Origin of the sequence: Sphingomonas caseinilytica (assembly GCF_023516455.1) — a bacterium.
In the GTDB taxonomy this organism is placed as follows: Bacteria; Pseudomonadota; Alphaproteobacteria; order Sphingomonadales; family Sphingomonadaceae; genus Sphingomicrobium; species Sphingomicrobium caseinilyticum.
The window spans coordinates 73588-89472 of sequence record NZ_JAMGBA010000001.1; the positions used below are offsets into that span (position 1 = coordinate 73588).

15 protein-coding genes and 1 tRNA gene are annotated in these 15885 nt (G+C 61.8%); 7 read left to right on the forward strand and 9 right to left on the reverse strand.

The genetic code is table 11. The features are described from left to right. Positions 1-28 precede the first annotated feature (28 nt). Positions 29-214: a helix-turn-helix domain-containing protein gene (locus LZ496_RS00395; protein WP_249902630.1), complete on the reverse strand. Its 186-nt coding sequence runs from the start codon at positions 212-214 to the stop codon at positions 29-31. A gap of 42 nt (positions 215-256) precedes the next feature. Then, the gene (locus tag LZ496_RS00400) at positions 257-595 is read right to left on the reverse strand and encodes a P-II family nitrogen regulator (RefSeq protein ID WP_249902631.1); all 339 of its coding nucleotides are present in this window, start codon (positions 593-595) and stop codon (positions 257-259) included. Positions 596-731: 136 nt separating this feature from the next. On the opposite strand from LZ496_RS00400, the gene LZ496_RS00405 reads away from it, so the two are divergent. Further along, on the forward strand, positions 732-1493 hold the full coding sequence (locus LZ496_RS00405) for a phosphocholine cytidylyltransferase family protein (protein ID WP_249902632.1): 762 nt from the start codon (positions 732-734) through the stop codon (positions 1491-1493). Positions 1494-1614: 121 nt separating this feature from the next. On the opposite strand, the gene map is transcribed toward LZ496_RS00405, so the two are convergent. Then, positions 1615-2442, reverse strand: a complete 828-nt coding sequence (map, locus tag LZ496_RS00410; RefSeq protein WP_249902633.1) for a type I methionyl aminopeptidase — start codon at positions 2440-2442, stop codon at positions 1615-1617. Positions 2443-2470: 28 nt separating this feature from the next. Between map and LZ496_RS00415 the strand changes: the two genes are divergently transcribed. Beyond that, positions 2471-3244, forward strand: coding sequence for a competence/damage-inducible protein A (locus LZ496_RS00415; protein WP_249902634.1), 774 nt, complete (start codon positions 2471-2473; stop codon positions 3242-3244). Here LZ496_RS00415 and LZ496_RS00420 read toward each other — a convergent pair. Together LZ496_RS00420 and LZ496_RS00425 are read right to left on the reverse strand one after the other, a co-directional pair. Then, on the reverse strand, positions 3241-4413 hold the full coding sequence (locus tag LZ496_RS00420; protein WP_249902635.1) for an HlyD family secretion protein: 1173 nt from the start codon (positions 4411-4413) through the stop codon (positions 3241-3243). The genes LZ496_RS00415 and LZ496_RS00420 overlap by 4 nt on opposite strands. After that, on the reverse strand, positions 4410-6089 hold the full coding sequence (locus LZ496_RS00425; RefSeq protein WP_249902636.1) for an MFS transporter: 1680 nt from the start codon (positions 6087-6089) through the stop codon (positions 4410-4412). Before LZ496_RS00425 ends, LZ496_RS00420 begins: the two co-directional genes overlap by 4 nt. Positions 6090-6232: 143 nt before the next feature. Between LZ496_RS00425 and LZ496_RS00430 the strand changes: the two genes are divergently transcribed. Next, a tRNA-Gly gene (locus LZ496_RS00430) sits at positions 6233-6306 on the forward strand. 465 nt (positions 6307-6771) lie between these two features. Here the strand turns inward: LZ496_RS00430 and LZ496_RS00435 are convergent. Further along, positions 6772-9438 (reverse strand): TonB-dependent receptor, encoded by a 2667-nt coding sequence (locus tag LZ496_RS00435; protein WP_249902637.1) that lies wholly within the window; start codon positions 9436-9438, stop codon positions 6772-6774. A 256-nt stretch (positions 9439-9694) separates the two neighbouring features. Then, positions 9695-10339, reverse strand: a complete 645-nt coding sequence (locus LZ496_RS00440) for a queuosine precursor transporter (RefSeq protein ID WP_249902638.1) — start codon at positions 10337-10339, stop codon at positions 9695-9697. A 118-nt stretch (positions 10340-10457) separates the two neighbouring features. Between LZ496_RS00440 and LZ496_RS00445 the strand changes: the two genes are divergently transcribed. From LZ496_RS00445 to LZ496_RS00460, 4 genes are all read left to right on the forward strand, one after another. Continuing rightward, positions 10458-11444, forward strand: coding sequence for an adenosine kinase (locus LZ496_RS00445; RefSeq protein ID WP_249902639.1), 987 nt, complete (start codon positions 10458-10460; stop codon positions 11442-11444). A gap of 2 nt (positions 11445-11446) precedes the next feature. Further along, complete coding sequence (locus LZ496_RS00450; protein WP_249903819.1) at positions 11447-12016, forward strand: LOG family protein; 570 nt, start codon at positions 11447-11449, stop codon at positions 12014-12016. Between the two features lie 34 nt (positions 12017-12050). Continuing rightward, positions 12051-13331 carry a NupC/NupG family nucleoside CNT transporter gene (locus LZ496_RS00455; RefSeq protein ID WP_249902640.1) on the forward strand — a complete coding sequence of 427 codons (1281 nt, stop codon included), beginning with the start codon at positions 12051-12053 and terminating at the stop codon, positions 13329-13331. An 84-nt stretch (positions 13332-13415) separates the two neighbouring features. Beyond that, positions 13416-14366, forward strand: a complete 951-nt coding sequence (locus tag LZ496_RS00460; protein WP_249902641.1) for an isopenicillin N synthase family dioxygenase — start codon at positions 13416-13418, stop codon at positions 14364-14366. Positions 14367-14377: 11 nt separating this feature from the next. Here the strand turns inward: LZ496_RS00460 and LZ496_RS00465 are convergent, their stop codons facing one another. Together LZ496_RS00465 and LZ496_RS00470 are read right to left on the reverse strand one after the other, a co-directional pair. Further along, a complete protein-coding gene (locus LZ496_RS00465) occupies positions 14378-15394 on the reverse strand; it encodes a potassium channel family protein (RefSeq protein WP_249902642.1) in 1017 nt (338 codons plus the stop codon). A gap of 46 nt (positions 15395-15440) precedes the next feature. Beyond that, positions 15441-15884, reverse strand: a complete 444-nt coding sequence (locus LZ496_RS00470) for a cytidine deaminase (RefSeq protein WP_249902643.1) — start codon at positions 15882-15884, stop codon at positions 15441-15443. Position 15885 lies beyond the last annotated feature (1 nt).

A 15885-nucleotide genomic window follows, 5' to 3' on the forward strand; every position in this document is an offset into this window, starting at 1 on the left:
GGCCCGTGAACTTTTCACCCGTTGGAAGCTAAAAGGCGCGCCGCTGTGCCTGAAGCAGCATCCGGAGGAGCATTGCGACCGGGCGGGGCACGCCGACCTTGCCTTCCAGCCACAGGCTGACGGCCGAGCGGCTGACGCCGATCGCGTTGGCGAGGTCGTTTTGGGTCCGATAGCCCAGCGCCCGCATATGGCTTTGCAGCTCGTCCGGGGACATGGAGGCGAGGCGAGGGTCCTGGGTCATGACGGCAAGGCGAGCCTAGATGGCGTCCGCACCCCTGTCACCGGTGCGAATCCGGATTGCCTGGTCGACCGGGAGGACGAAAATCTTCCCGTCACCGATGCGGCCCGTGCGGGCGGCGTTCTCGATGGCTTCGACGGTCCGATCGGCCAGATCGTCCTCGACGACCACTTCGACCTTCACCTTGGGGAGGAAGTCGACCACATATTCGGCGCCACGATAAAGCTCCGTGTGGCCCTTTTGCCGGCCAAAACCCTTTACCTCGGTAACGGTGATGCCGGATACCCCCACTTCATGAAGGGCATCCTTCACATCGTCGAGCTTGAATGGCTTGATGATGGCTTCGATCTTCTTCACGGCCCGGTCCTTGTCGTCGCGTCCGTTACCTTATGCATGAGACGCCGAAAAGCGCCATGGCCTGATGCTGCGCTGCGGTGAATGTAAAATTTTCGCCAAACCTATGCCGCATTTTGCAGGCAAATCGTCTGACAATATGAAGAAAGCCATCATTCTTTCGGCCGGACAGGGCTCTCGATTGGGTCATCTGACGGACGACAGGCCCAAGTGCCTGATCGAGTTCAACGGCCGCACGCTGCTGGACCGGCAGCTGGACGCGCTCGCCGCCAATGGCGTCGAGGAGGCGGTCGTCGTGACCGGTTTCCGCGACGACCAGATCGAAGCGGCGCTGAAGCGGCGCGGCGATATCGGGCCGCGCGTGCGCACGGTCTACAATCCCTTCTACAAGGTGGCGGACAACCTCGGTTCGCTGTTCGTGGCGCGCGACGAGATCGCGGGTGACGTACTTGTCTGGAACGGCGACACGCTGGTCAGCGAAGATCTGATGGCGCGCGTTGTCGGCAATCAGGCCCAGGAGGGTATTTGCGTCACCATCGACCGCAAGGAAGGCTATGACGAGGACGACATGAAGGTCGTCGTCGACGATGCCGGCCGGCTCCGCGCCATCGGCAAGCGGCTGAACCTTGCCGACGTCAACGCGGAATCGATCGGCCTTCTCGCCTTCCGCGGTGCGGGTGCGCAAACCTTCCGCCATGCGATCGAGCGTGCCATCAGGAGCAGCGAAGGGACCACCATCTGGTACCTGCGCGTCATCCACCAGATCGCCCAGGAAGCGCCGGTCTGGACGCTCGATATCAAGGGTCATGAGTGGGGCGAGGTTGACTTCCCGGAAGACGTCGAAAGCGCCCAGGCGCTCACCGAGCGCTGGGACGCCAAGCGGGAAGCTCAGGCGGCGTAACCGGCGCGAAGTAAATTCGCGCCGTCGGTCCTGTCGCCCAAGGGGCGCAGGCCGTCCGAATTTCACCGGCTCTACGCGCTGCTAACGATTGCTCCGCAATCGCTTCGCTGCGCTCGGCGGCTCAATATGGCGGGTTGTCCAAGCCCGTCGGGCTTTTGGTGAAGATCTCGCAGCCGGTTTCGGTAATCCCGATCGAATGTTCGAACTGGGCCGATAGCGAGCGGTCGCGGGTGACGGCCGTCCAGCCATCGTCGAGCAGCTTCACGTCGGCGCGGCCGATGTTGATCATCGGCTCCACGGTGAAGAACATGCCGGGCTTCAGCTCCGGACCAGTGCCGGGCCGGCCGGCGTGGATCACCTCCGGGCTGTCGTGGAACAGCCGGCCCAAGCCATGGCCGCAGAAATCACGAACCACGCCGTAGCGGTGCTTTTCCGCATGGCTCTGGATCGCATGGCTGATGTCGCCAAGGCGATTGCCCGGCTTGGCCTGATCAAGGCCGAGCATCAGGCATTCATAGGTGACGTCGACCAGCTTCTTGGCTTTCAACGCCACATCGCCGACCAGGAACATGCGGCTCGTGTCACCGTGCCAGCCGTCGAGGATCGGCGTCACGTCGATGTTGACGATGTCGCCGTCCTTCAGCGCCTTGTCGCCCGGAATTCCGTGGCAGACGACATGGTTGATCGAGGTGCAGCAGCTCTTGGTGTAGCCGCGATAGCCGAGCGTCGCGGGGACGCCTCCGGCCTCCAGCGTCATGCGGCGTACAATCTCGTCGATCTCCCCGGTTGTCACGCCGGGAACCACATGCGGTACCAGCGCGTCGAGGATCGAAGCCGCTAGCCGGCCCGCGCGCCGCATCCCCTCGAACCCTTCCGGTCCGTGGAGCTTGATCACATGGCTGCGCGGTTCGGCCCGATCTTCGGGGCCGACGTGGATATATTCCGTCATATGCCTAAGATAGGGAGGCACGGTCGGAATGTCGAATGGAGAGCGTGACTTGCAGCGAATCTGGACGGCGGGGCTAATCGTAATCGGGGACGAGATCCTTTCCGGACGAACCCAGGATCGGAACATCGCTCAGATCGCGACCTGGCTGAACGTCCAGGGAATCCGCCTCGCCGAGGTCCGCGTCGTGCCCGACATCGAGGAGCGGATCATCGAAGCAATCGGCGCGCTCCGTTCGGCCAACGATTATTGCTTCACGACCGGCGGGATCGGGCCGACCCACGACGACATTACGGTCGATGCGGTCGCCAAGGCGCTGGGAGTGCCTGTCGCCGTCCATCCCGCCGCGCGAGCGATCCTTGAACGCTATTATGCCGACAAGGGGGGGCTCAACGAAGGCCGTTTGCGGATGGCGCGGGTGCCCGAGGGCGCCGAACTGATCGAAAACAAGATGTCGGGAGCACCGGGAATCCGGATCGGCAATCTGTTCCTGATGGCCGGAGTGCCGCACATCACGGCGGGAATGCTCGATGCGCTGAGCGGGACGCTGCAGGGCGGACGGCCACTGGTTTCGGTGACTGTCGGCGCTTTTGCGCCGGAGAGCGAGGTGGCGGAAATCCTCCGCGAAGCCGAGCAAGCGGTCGATGGCATTTCGATCGGTAGCTATCCCTTCTTCAAGGAAGGCCGGGTCGGATCCAATTTCGTCATTCGTTCGGAGGACAGCGCAAAGGCGAACGCAGTCGCCGAGGAGCTTGCCGGCAAGCTGGCTGAAGTCGGCTACGCTACGGTGGCCGGAGGTATCTAGCGGTCGCCGGTGTCGATCCGCGCGACGACCGACATGCCCGGCCTGATGCGGTCCGCGAGCGGCTGGTCCGGGTCGATCCGAATACGCACCGCGATCCGCTGGGCGACCTTGACGAAATTGCCGGTCGCATTGTCCGGTCGAAGCACCGCAAATTCCGACCCGGCGGCTGGCGCCAGGCTTTCGACATGGCCCTTCAAACGGGTTTTGCCGAGTGCATCGACGGTGAAGGATGCCGGCTGGCCAACCCGCATGTTGCGCGTCTGAGCTTCCTTGAAGTTGGCGGTGACCCAGAGCTTTCTGGGGACCAGGAACATGAGCTGCGTGCCGGAGGTCACATATTGGCCGCGACGGACGCCGACTTCACTCAGCTGGCCGTCCTGCGGAGCCCGGATCACGGTATGATCTAGGTCGACTTCGGCCAAGCGGACCTGGGCCTTTGCCGATTCGACATTGGCGTTGAGGCCGGCGCGACCGACGATCACCGTGCGAACATCCTGCCGCCCGATCTCGCGAGCAGCGCGCGCCTGCCTTAGCTGGGCTTCGGCGGCACGAAGTGCGGCTATTTGCTGGTCGTGATCGCGGGTGGTTACCCAGCCGTTGCCGACCAGGGCGTCAATTCGACGCATGTCGGCCTGGGCCTTGATTAGCTGAGCCTGAGCATTTGCGATGGCCGCATCCTCCGCCAGCTCATTGGCCTCCCGCGAACGCTGCGCCTGTGTCGAATTGTCGAGGCTTGCCGCTTGCGACAGGACATTCGCCCGGGCCTGTGCGACCTTGGCGCTGTAAATGCGGTCTTCGATACGGACCAGGACGTCGCCTGCCTTGACCTGTTGAAAGTCCTGCACGGGCACTTCGGAAACATAGCCCGATACCTGCGGGCTGATGATCGTCGTCTGGCCTCGCACATAGGCATTATCGGTCTGCTCGTAGCGGCCGCCGAAGGGAGGGAGTTGCCATGCGTATAGAATGAATATGACCGCAGCGACGACCAACAGAATGGCCGTCACCGTGGTGAGGTTCGACCGGGCCTGGGGGTTCCATCGCGATGGCGGGGGAGGGTCGATGGCTGCACCTTCGGAAGGGGCCGCAGCAGGCGCCGGACCATCGGTTGTGGACGATGCGCCACTGGAGTCAGTCTGCAATCGGGTTTCCACGTCAGCCGATCTCATGACTTTTGTCCTTCAACGGGCCGGGCAGGCGCCATGGCTGCCATACGCTGTGCCAGTAGCACGATTGGGGAAATTTCGCCTCGCCGTCGCATCCGAAGCTCGATCGACACGCCCCAAAGGAAAAGCAGGCACGCCAATATTCCGATCACCAGGAACACATCGTTGTAGGCGAGGATATTGGCTTCGCGCGTGACCTGCCGGCCGAGCAGGATAGCGCCTTCCGCCGAACGAAGCGTCGGATCGGCGACCACGCCGTTCACCTGCTGCGCGCTGCCAGACAGGCGGGATGCCACATTGGGGTTGGTGAGCAGCACCTGTTCAACCAGATTGTGGGAGTGGAATTTCTCTCGCACCGTCTGGAACGTCCCGAACAACGCCGGCCCGATCAAACCGCCCAGGTTTTGCGTGGCGCTGAACAGGACGATCCAGCTGATGAAGTTCTGTGGGCCCGCCAGCAACGTACGTGAAATGCCGATCGCCATCGCCGGCCCCACGAACAGCAGTGCGCCGAAGCCGATCAGCGCCTGGCTGAAGTAGATATTCTCCGGGCGCGTCAGGTTGGTTGCACCGGCATCAAGGAAGGCGCCGGCGGCAATCATCAGGCAGGCTATCTGGATCAGGCGGGCGGGTGATTGCGGCTGGAATGCCCAGATCGCCGCGACAAGGCCCGCTAGCGAAGCCAGGGTGACAAAGATGTATAATGTCTGGAACTGGTCGACCCCCATGCCGAGCGTGGTCAACAGTCCGACGGACCCGAATGTCTGCTCCGACAATAGGATGCGGATGAACATCGCTACCAGGGCGATGCGGATGATGACCCATTGGCTGAGCCACCGCGTCGTCAGAAGCGGCTTGGCCCGCCGATGTTCGATCATGATCCCCGCGGTGATCAGGATGACCGCCCCGATCAGCGCCCAGCCGATCCACGGTTCCTCCGTCCACCAAAGGGTGCGGCCGAGGCCGAGGGCGGCGCAGAGCAAGCCGATGCCCGGAAAGAGCAGTCCGATCGTAAGGAAATCCGTCTTCTCAAACACCTTCTCCCGCTCGCTCGGCGGCAAGGGCAGGATCAGCACCGCAGCCAGAGTCAGCAGCGCCAGTCCCAGTTCGAAGAAATAGGTCATTCGCCAGTCGCCCCATTCGAGCAGTGCCGGCGCGAGCGCCCGCGCCAATGGCGTTGAGACCTGCGGAATGCTGATGCCGATGAGGATGGCGTAGAGGCGCTTGGGCCCCGGCATCGCCTGGAACATCGCCAGGATGCACAATGTGACCAGGCCGGATGCGGCGATGCCGCTCGCGGCGCGGATCAATAGCGCCGACCAGAAGCCGTGCACGAATAAATGTATCAGCGCCGTCAATGCATAGCCGACCAGGACCAGCCGGATGAAGAGCGCCAGTCCGAACTGCTGGCGGAATTTCACCAGGACCAGGTTCGCGCAGACATTGGTCATGACATAGGCCGGCGGGATCCATGCTGCTTCTTCGGCGGTCAGGCCCAAGGTGCCCTGGAAGAAGGCAAGGTTGGCCGTCACCAGCGCGTTGCCAAGGCCGCCGGTGATGCCGGCAAGGACGCCGATCGCGCCATAGGCGCACATTCGATATGACGGATGATCGGGATTGAAGGGCGACCCGGGGATGATCGGGCGCTCATGCGGCTTGAACTGGTAAGGCTGTGTCATGGCCAGCCGCCTGCTCTTGAACAATGGGAGCCCTAGTCCAGTTAGTGTCGAATACAAGGCGATTGATAAGTTGCACTTTGCAACGTTCAAGGCCGGTTGACCTTCGACATCGGCACGTGGCAATCGCGCCAGGCTTACCCAGAGCGGGTATGATGTAATGGCAGCCTGTCAGCTTCCCAAGCTGAACGCGCGGGTTCGATTCCCGCTACCCGCTCCACAATTCAACCATGCGGGGCATGGCTGAATTCTGGAGCGCGCAGAGCGCTAGCGAAGCGGCGACAAAGCTAAATGCGGCATGGCTGAATTCTGGAGCGCGCAGAGCGCTAGCGAAGCGGCGACAAAGCTAAATGCGGCATGGCTCTATTTTGGAGCGCCCTGAGCATTGCGAAGGGGCGTAGCGCGCAGAGTGTCGGGGCGACAATCTTCGAGACTCAAGAAGAGAGCGGGCGCAAATGCCTGACGCCTGCGCCCGCTCTTCCACCGGCAGCATGAGTGCGGACACTAGAGGCACTCAGACCATGTGCGAAAAGGAGGCCAATCGCACAGCCTTCAAACGCATTGCTCTCCGCGAAGTTTCGCGGAAATCCGCCAATCTATGTTAGCATCTAGCTGAAAACAGAAAGGCCGCCACCCCAACGAAGGGGCGACGGCCGAATCCGTCAGTCGATCAATCGGCTTGGACTTACCAGCCGATGTTGAACGTAACGCTGAGCGTGCGCGGAGCGCCAATCTGCACGAACGGCGGGTTGTTGTACTGCGTGCTGGCCGTGTTCAACGACTGAGCAAGTCCGCCGCCGAAGCCGCCGACGTAGAAGGTGTCGAACAGGTTGTAGACGTTCAGCTGGATGTAGGTCTTGTCCAGTTCCTGCGAGAAGTAGCCAAGGTTGAACCGCGCATCGAGGTTCACCAGCCAGTAGGCATCCGCCACCTTGTCATAGATCACCGCCGGATCGTTGGCCGGGTTGGCATCGTTCAGGTTGGTGAGGTTGATGCCGTTGTTGAACATCTGGGCGTTGTTGTCGAAGACATAGCGCTCGCCGGTCCGCTTGGCGGTAATGCCAAGATCGACCGGTCCGAGCGTGCCCGTGGCCGAGAGGCCATAGGTGTACTTCGGCTGGCCGGACTCGCGGTTGCCCGCGGTCAGTGCGCAGCTCCGGATGATGTCCGACGGCAGCGCCGCGGCTGGGATGTTGTCGCAATCCTCGACGAGGCCGAACTGGCCGAGCTGAATGTTGTCCTTGATCTCGGACTGCATCCACGAACCGAACGCATAAACGGTCAGTTCCTTCATCGGCGAATAAGCTACCGAGCCGTCGATGCCCCACTTGGTTACCTTGCCGAGGTTCCGATAAACGGTGGCGTCCAGCTCGGGATCATAGGCCGAAGCCAGGCGGTTATTGAACTTGGTGTACCAAGTCGCAACCTGAGCCTGGATCTTCGAGCTGCGATAACGCACGCCGAGATCGAAGGAGTCAGTGGTTTCCGGATCCGGCTTCGCCTCGTCGGTGCCCTCCGGGAAGAAGAAGGCGTTGTAGAGGTTATCGGTGCTGGGGACGGAGATATTCTTCGTATAGCTGCCGAAAGCCGAGATCTGCGGGGTGAAATCGTAGATCGCGCCGAGAGTCGGCAAGAACTTCGAATACTTGAGCACGCGGTGATCGGGCTGCGAATACGTCGGGTTGAATTCTCCGATGTCCTCATTGACGGCGTCATCGCCACCAGCGCACTCAACGAAACCGCCAGCCGATGAGGTGTAGCAGAAGTTTTCAAGGTCGCGCTTGAAGAAGGGCATACGGGCGCCGACGTTGACGGTCAGGTCGCCGAATTCGCCACGATATTCCGCAGCAACTTGGTTCAGGATGGCGTAGGATTGGCGATCACGCTTCTGCAGATCGAATCCGGCTGCGGTCTGGATCGGATCGTTGACCGGGAAGACATCCTCGGGCTCACCATCATTTTCGAGTAGGCCGACCTGGCCGGTCTGCCGATGGTTCGAATAGTCATGAGTGAAGGTCGCGCGGACAGAATTGCTGTCGTCGATGTCATAGCGCAGACCGGCAATGACGGCGTAGCGACGCGTGCGGGTCTGGCTGGGTGCGAGAACAGTAACCTGGTCCAGAACATCGCCATCTCCGTTGAGGTCGACGCCGTTCAGATAGGGGCTGCCACCGAAATAGCCGCCCACGCAGGTGATGTTGACGTTCGGCGCGGCGGTCGAGCAGTTCGAACGCGCGGTCCCGCTGACAGGAGCCGGGTTGATGTCGTAGCCGAATTCGCGAGCTGTCGCAGTGCCGCCGCCGTTGGCCTTGGTGTACTGGTAGCTCGGGTCGACCGTCAGCACGAGGCCGTCGGCCAGCGTGAAGCGCGAATTGCCGCGAACGTTGACACTGTTCGATGGGTTGTAGCGGCGATCGAATTCGGTGCCGCAAGTGTTCGCCGTATCAGGAGCGCCTGCCTGCGGCGCGTCGAGCGTGCAGGGGATGGCGATGTCATACTCGCGCTCGTCATTGTTGTCCGGGAAGCGGTTGCCCGTGCCCGAGCCGACGGTGCGGTTCGGATCGAGGCGCAGCGGAAGCGAGCCGAAGAAATTGTTGCGGTCCTGGTTATAGCGGCCGGCAACCGAGACGAAGTCGCCGTTGTTGCCGATCGGCTGATAGATGCGACCGTTATACTGCTGCCGCTTCAGCTTACCGTAGTTGTTGTAGGGATTGTCGTACTTGGAGGTGCTGGCCGACAGGAACGCGCGGGTGCCATACGAAGTGAACTCGCCGGTATCGATCATGCCGAAGTAGCGGCGATAATCGAACTCGCCGAACGAAGCGCTGACGCGCCCACCGAAGTCGTTACCGGGAATCCGCGTGCGCTGGTTGATCGTGCCGCCAACTGCCGATGCCGTCGGCGAGTCGACATCGGTTGAACCGAGGTTGACGTTGACCTGTTCGATCAGTTCCGGGTCGATCGAGAAGTTCGAATAGATATTGTAGTTGCCGCTGTCGTTCAGCTGAATGCCGTCGAGCGTGTAGCTGACGCGCGTTGAATCGAAGCCGCGAACGGTAAGCGTGCCGCCGGCGTTGCCGTAAGCGTCATTGTTCTGAAAGCTGACGCCGGGAACGATATTGATCGTATCAAGGACCGTCTGTCCCGGGCCACTGCGCGAGATCATTTCCTGCGTGACAACTGCCTTTGCCTTCGGCGCGTCTGGCGTCTGAATGCCGCCTACGTCTTGCGTACGGGCGCCGGTGACCACGATGGTTTCTTTTTCGAAGTCGACCGATCCGGTCGATTGAGCAAAGGCGGCAGTCGGCGCGAAAATTGCGGCCGCCGAGCAAAGCAGCGTGAACTTTTTCATGTTACTAGACACCCCAATAATGAGAAATTTTGTACCCAGACTTCTGGCACGCAGGGCTGCTAGTTTTGCATTGAGACAATCGGGTGACTGGCCCGCTCGGCCGTCACTTTCATCGTCATGCGTTGCAGAAAAATCCCACCCCGGCGTACGCCCCGCCCGCGTGACTAGAGCTTAGAAATGCCAATTTCTACAGTTTTGTGACAGCGCCGCAATCACGTTGGGAAGTGATGCGATTCCGCAACTCTTTGCGTTAAGTTTACGCGTCGAGGCGGCGGCCGAGGCCGACCATGAGGTAGATGAGCGGCGGCACCAGCACGACCGAAAGCACGACCTTTGCCAGCATCTGGCCGAGCAGCAGTTCGCCAATCGGAAAGACACCGTAGAAGGCGACGGAAATGAAGATCAGCGTATCGACAATCTGGCTTAGCCCGCTTGCGACGGCGGAACGGAACCAGAGCAGCCTGGAGCCTTCGCGGCCCTTCAACCTGCTGAAGATCGACACGTTCAATAGGGTCGAGATGCCGTAGGCAAGAATGCCGCCCAGCCAGATCCTTGGTGTCCCGCTCATCATCGTTTCGAACGAGGTGAGGCGAGCGGGGTCCATGTCATGCGCTGCGGGCAGGCCGAGCACGGCGAGGGTCAGAAGCAGTGATGCGATCAGCGGTACGAAGCCGATCAGTATCAGCCGGTTGGCCATCTCGCGGCTGTGCAGTTCCGCAATCGCGCTCGAGGTGACCACCAGCAGCAAAAAGGCGAAGATGCCTGCCTCGACCGCGAGCGGGCCAAGCGCGACCTGCTTGTTGCCGAGCACACCTGCGATGCACACCATGCCGCCATAGAAAATGGCGAATGCAAACAGTGATGGGGAGATTGCGGGCTTGGCGGCTGCTTGATCGGTCATGCGCGATGGGTAGCGGCTGCGGCGCGGCCCGCAAGCCATTTCCGTTTGACGCTTTTTGAACGGATGGGCTAGGCGGCGCCCGATTTCCTTCAGACTATAAGGACCTTGCGACCAAGCCATGGCCGACGCCGCTCTCGACATCGTTGCCATGGGAGACGCCATCGTCGACGTCATCGCCGATTGCGACGACGAATTCATTCGGCGGCACAATCTTCCCAAGGGCTCGATGCAGCTGCTGAGCGCCGAAGAAGCCGACACGCTTTACGCGGCGATGGGCATGGCGCGCGAGATGTCCGGCGGATCAGCGGCCAACAGCATGGCCGGAGTCGCGGCGATGGGCGGGAAGGCGGCCTTCGTCGGCCAGATCGCCGAAGACCAGCTCGGCCTCATCTTCGAACATGACATGCATGCGCTGGGCGTCAGGTTCGACACGCCGGCACTGATCGGAGGGCCGCCGACGGGACGCTGCCTCATCCTGGTCACGCCGGATGCGCAGCGGACGATGAACACCTGCCCGGGGGCCAGCCATGAACTGTCGGCCGACACGATCAGCCCGGCTCTCATCGCGTCGGCGTCGATCCTCTATCTCGAAGGCTATTTGTTCGGACCGGAAAAGCCCCGTGCGGCAATGATGAAGGCGGTCGACATCGCCCATGCGGCGGGGCGGAAAGTCGCCTTCACGCTCAGCGAAAGCGTATGCATCGCTGGGCGCAAGGAAGGCTTCGGCAAGATGATCGACAGCGGCGGCGTCGACCTTCTGTTCGCCAATGAGGATGAAGCCCTGCAGCTTACCGGGCGGACGGACCTTGAGTCCGCGCTCGACGAGCTGAAGGCCAAGGTACCGACATTGGTCATCACGCGGGGCCCGGAAGGCGCCATCGCCATCGAAAAGGATGAGCGGATTTCGATCCCTGCCGCCCCGGTCAGCGCCGTAGTCGATACGACCGGCGCAGGCGACCTGTTCGCGGCCGGGTTCCTCACCGCTCGCTGCAAGGGAGCAAGTCTTGAGCGTTGCCTTTGGACAGGGGCCATTGCGGCGGGCGAAGTGATCCAGCATTACGGCGCGCGGCCAATGACCGACCTGAAGAAGCTCGTGCAACTATGACCATCAAGCGGCTTGCGGTTTACTGCGGTTCTGCGCCGGGAACGGATCCGGCGTTTGCCGACATGGCTCGGGCGCTGGTCAGGGAGATGGCCGGTCGCGGAATCGATATGGTCTACGGCGGCGGCCGGCTGGGCCTCATGGGCATTATCGCGGACGAGATGCTGGAGGCGGGCGGCAAGGTTTACGGCGTCATTCCCCAGGCACTGGTCGATCATGAAGTGGCGCACCGCGGCTGCACCGAACTTCATACGGTCGCCAACATGCATGAGCGCAAAGCCAAGATGACCGAGCTGTGCGACGGCTTCGTCGCGCTGCCGGGCGGAATCGGCACGCTGGACGAACTGTTCGAGGCATGGACCTGGAACGCGCTCGGCTATCACGCCAAGCCCTTCTGCCTGCTCAATGTCCATGGGTTCTGGAACGATCTGGCCGATTTCATGGACCATGTCCGCGACAGCGGTTTCCTGAGCCAGGCGCGCCGTCTGCAGATGCTGAAGGCCGAAACTCCGGCCGAGGCGCTGGACCTACTGGACGAAGCGGCCAAAAACGCGGAACAAGGCGTCACCTGGTAAGCGGTTGGAATGACCCGGGGAGGGGTCGCGTTTCATGAATCAATATTTGCTCGGGTTGGCAGGAATTGCCGCCATCATCCTGATTGCGGTCGCTTTCTCGTCCAACCGCAAGGCGATCAACTTGCGGGTCGTGGGGGCTGCCTTCGCGCTCCAGGCCGCGCTCGCCTTCCTCGTCATCAAGACGCCGTGGGGCCGCGCAGTCATCCAGGGCATGTCCGATGGCGTCGCCGAGCTGCTCAGCTACGCGACCAAGGGCACCGAATTCCTCTTTGGCCCGAGCGCTTCCAATCCACTGGCGCACACATTCGCGATCGCTGCCCTACCGGTGATCGTCTTCTTCGCGTCGCTGGTTGCGATCCTCTACCATCTCGGGATCATGCAAAAGGTCGTGAAGTGGGTTGGCGGCGCGATCGGATGGGTGACCGGCGTCAGCCGGGTCGAATCGCTCGGCGCGGCCGCAAACATCTTCGTCGGCCAGTCGGAAAGCCCGCTTGTCGTGAGGCCCTACCTCCAGGCTTTGCCACCCAGCCACCTGTTCACCCTGATGAGCGTCGGCATGGCGGGCGTCGCGGGAACGATCCTCGCTGCCTATGCCGGCCTGCTGGGCGAGCGCTATCTGCCCTACCTCCTCGCGGCGGCGTTCATGTCGGCGCCGGGCGGTATCCTGATGGCCAAGCTTATCATGCCGGACGAACCGGCCGGCTCGGACGAGCTTGAACTGAAGGGCGGAGCCGCGAGCAGTGCGCCGGAGGATGACATCGACATCCACACCTTCGAGGACGGCGAGCGTCCGGCCAACATCATCATGGCGGCCGCGCAAGGCGCGCAGACCGGCGTCAAGCTGGCGGTCGCGGTCGGCGCGATGGTGCTGGCCTTCGTCGCCCTGGTGGCGCTTGCGAACGGCATTTTGGGCGGCATCGGCGGTTGGTTCGGCCGGCCCGACCTGTCGTTCCAGGCGATCGTCGGCACGCTGTTTTCGCCGGTCATGTTCCTGATCGGCGTTCCGTGGAACGAGGCGGGCGTTGCCGGCGGCCTGTTCGGCACCAAGATCGTCCTCAATGAGTTCGTTGCCTTCATCGATCTCGGCAATGCGGCCGGACCCGCGGCGGCGCTGACCGAGCGTAGCCGGGCGATCGTTACCTTTGCGCTGTGCGGCTTCGCCAACTTCTCGTCGATCGCGATCCAGATGGCGGTGACGGGCAATCTGGCGCCTAACCAACGGCCAATGATTGCCAAGCTGGGCCTCCGCGCCCTTCTGGCGGGTTCGCTCGCCAACCTGATGAGCGCGGCGCTGGCAGGATTAATGATTGGATAGGTGTCATTGCGAGGAGCACAGCGACGCGGCAATCCAGTCTGGATTGCTTCGCTTCGCTCGCAATGACGAGTATAGGCGCACCGTATGACCGACGTAATTACCAGCGATAATGTTGCCTCTGTTTCCTTGAAGGACGCGGACAAGGATCCGCAAGGCTTCGCCCAGGAACTGGGCACCAGCTTCGTCGAATATGGCTTCGCCATCATTCGCGACCATGGCATCCCCGACGACCTGATCCACCGTGCCGAGGAAAAGGCGAAGCAATTCTTCGCTTTGTCCGAGGACGTTAAGAATGGATATTTTATCGAGGGGCAGGGCGGTGCGCGCGGCTACACGCCGTTCGGCATTGAAACCGCCAAAGGCTTCAAAGCGCACGATCTCAAGGAATTCTGGCACGTCGGCCGTGAGTTGCCGGAGGGACATAAGTTTCGGGACGTGATGGCCGACAATATCTGGCCCGCCGAAGTCCAGGATTTCCGCAACACCTTCACCGAGCTTTACGCCGCGTTCGACGAGGCTGGGGTCAAGGTGCTGCGCGCCATCGCCCGCTTCCTCAAGGTCGACGAGGATTATTTCACCGACACGGTGCGCGACGGCAATTCGGTGATGCGCTTGCTCCACTATCCGGCGCAGTCCGAGCCGACGGGAGAGCACATCCGCGCGGCGGCCCATGAGGACATCAACACCATCACCTTGCTGCTCGGCGCCGAAGAAGCCGGGCTGGAGCTGAAGACGAAGGATGGCCGCTGGATCCCGGTGTCACCCAAGCCGGGTGAGCTGGTCATCAATATCGGCGACATGCTGCAGCGGCTGACCAATGGCGTGTTGCGCTCGACGTCGCACAGGGTGGTCAATCCGGCGCCGGACCGCGCCAGCCATGCGCGCTATTCGATGCCGTTCTTCCTGCATTTCCGTCCGGATTTCGTGATCGAAGCGCTGCCTGGGACGGTTCCGGCAGGCGAGCAACCGAAGTGGCCGCCGATCAGCAGCCATGAATATCTGCTAGAGCGGCTTCGGGAAATTAAGCTGACCTAGTACGGGCGGCGTCAGACGGTCGGCACGATCGCCATGATGATGTCGCCCTGCTCAAGATTCTGCACCTGCGGACGCCAGAAGCCGTAGGGCGTCCCGTCGCGGATAATCCGTAACCCGAGACCGTCTGTAATATCCTTGAGCGGAGTACCGATCTCTTCCGGCGCAACGCCGCGTTCGACGAGCTGGACACGTCCGCCCTTGGTCGCCAGGTCGGCGAGATAGTCGGCGATGTGATGGCCTGAATGCGTTGTCGCCAGTAGCAGCCCGGCGAAATCGAGCGGATTGACGACCACATCCGCGCCGGCCCGGCGTGCCGGGATCTCATTGTCCTGCTGGTTGACCGCAAGGCTGATATGGACATTTGGCGCGAGGTGCCTGGTCGTCAGGCAAATCAGGATCGACGTGTCGTCGCGGCCCGCCGAGATGATCACGAGCTTGGCGCGATCGACATGCACTGCCCTGAGCGTCGCATCGCGGGTGGCATCGGCCTTTAGAACGGTGCAGCCAACGGCCTTCGCGACTTGCAACCGGTCCTCATTATTGTCGATCACGACGATCGTATCCGGCTCGGCGCCCAACTCGATCATTTCCTGGACGGCCCGGCTGTTTTTGGTGCCGTAACCGACAACCACGATATGATCGCGCAAGCTGCGCTGGATGCGTCGCATGATGAACTTCTCCCAGGTGCGCCTGGCAACGAACAAATAGGCGGACCCGATAAAGACCAACAGGAAGAGGATTCGGATTGGCGTAACGACCAGCGCGTCGAACATTCGCGTCTTTTCCGTGACGGGAACGATGTCGCCGTAGCCGGTCGTCGTGGCGCTGATCATGGTGAAATAGATGACGTCCAGAAAGCTGACGTGGCCGTCATGAGTATCCTTGAGCCCGCCACGTTCCAGCCAGTGGAACAGGATCAATATGCCGATCAGCGCAATGACTGCCGCAATGCGCCAGCCAAGTCCGAACCAACCGGTTATTCGGGATTTGCGCCGAAGCGTGAGCAGTTCTTCATACTCGGGCGCCATGGTCGATTTGTAACTTCAGAATTGCCTATGCGCCAGCACGCGCGAATTAGACCGCATCTTCAAGGTTTGCAGGCCCAAAGCCGTGTGGGATTAGGGTCGAGATACTGTGCCTTTCGACAGTCGCGCCATCGCCTGACGAACATATGATTTCGATGTCACGGGCGGAGAGGCAATATGCTTCGTAGATCGCCTGACGGCAGCCACCACAGGGCGTGCACACAATTGCGCCAGCCAAGCTGTCCGCCGAGCCGTCGCCGCCGGCAACCGCGATCCGCGCAACTTTGGCGAGCCCAAAGGCGAGATGGGCAGCGGAAAGCGCACTTTGCTCCGCGCAGACGCCTAGGCGGTAGCAGGCGTTCTCGACATTGACGCCGGTGGCCACTTCCCCGTCGACACTCTCGATCGCGCAGCCGACCGAAAATCCCGAGTAAGGCGCATAGGCCTTCAATGCGGCTTGGCGGGCGGCGGCGATCAACTGTTCCTCGTTCATG

Excerpts from the sequence above, each read along its gene's own strand:
- LZ496_RS00470 (WP_249902643.1), bottom strand. The coding sequence starts at position 15,884 with ATGAACGAGGAACAGTTGATCGCCGCCGCCCGCCAAGCCGCATTGAAG.
- map (WP_249902633.1), bottom strand. The coding sequence starts at position 2,442 with ATGACGGAATATATCCACGTCGGCCCCGAAGATCGGGCCGAACCGCGC.
- LZ496_RS00460 (WP_249902641.1), top strand. The coding sequence starts at position 13,416 with ATGACCGACGTAATTACCAGCGATAATGTTGCCTCTGTTTCCTTGAAG.
- LZ496_RS00445 (WP_249902639.1), top strand. The coding sequence starts at position 10,458 with ATGGCCGACGCCGCTCTCGACATCGTTGCCATGGGAGACGCCATCGTC.
- LZ496_RS00405 (WP_249902632.1), top strand. The coding sequence starts at position 732 with ATGAAGAAAGCCATCATTCTTTCGGCCGGACAGGGCTCTCGATTGGGT.
- LZ496_RS00440 (WP_249902638.1), bottom strand. The coding sequence starts at position 10,339 with ATGACCGATCAAGCAGCCGCCAAGCCCGCAATCTCCCCATCACTGTTT.
- LZ496_RS00425 (WP_249902636.1), bottom strand. The coding sequence starts at position 6,089 with ATGACACAGCCTTACCAGTTCAAGCCGCATGAGCGCCCGATCATCCCC.
- LZ496_RS00415 (WP_249902634.1), top strand. The coding sequence starts at position 2,471 with ATGTCGAATGGAGAGCGTGACTTGCAGCGAATCTGGACGGCGGGGCTA.
- LZ496_RS00420 (WP_249902635.1), bottom strand. The coding sequence starts at position 4,413 with ATGAGATCGGCTGACGTGGAAACCCGATTGCAGACTGACTCCAGTGGC.
- LZ496_RS00395 (WP_249902630.1), bottom strand. The coding sequence starts at position 214 with ATGTCCCCGGACGAGCTGCAAAGCCATATGCGGGCGCTGGGCTATCGG.
- LZ496_RS00465 (WP_249902642.1), bottom strand. The coding sequence starts at position 15,394 with ATGGCGCCCGAGTATGAAGAACTGCTCACGCTTCGGCGCAAATCCCGA.
- LZ496_RS00435 (WP_249902637.1), bottom strand. The coding sequence starts at position 9,438 with ATGAAAAAGTTCACGCTGCTTTGCTCGGCGGCCGCAATTTTCGCGCCG.
- LZ496_RS00455 (WP_249902640.1), top strand. The coding sequence starts at position 12,051 with ATGAATCAATATTTGCTCGGGTTGGCAGGAATTGCCGCCATCATCCTG.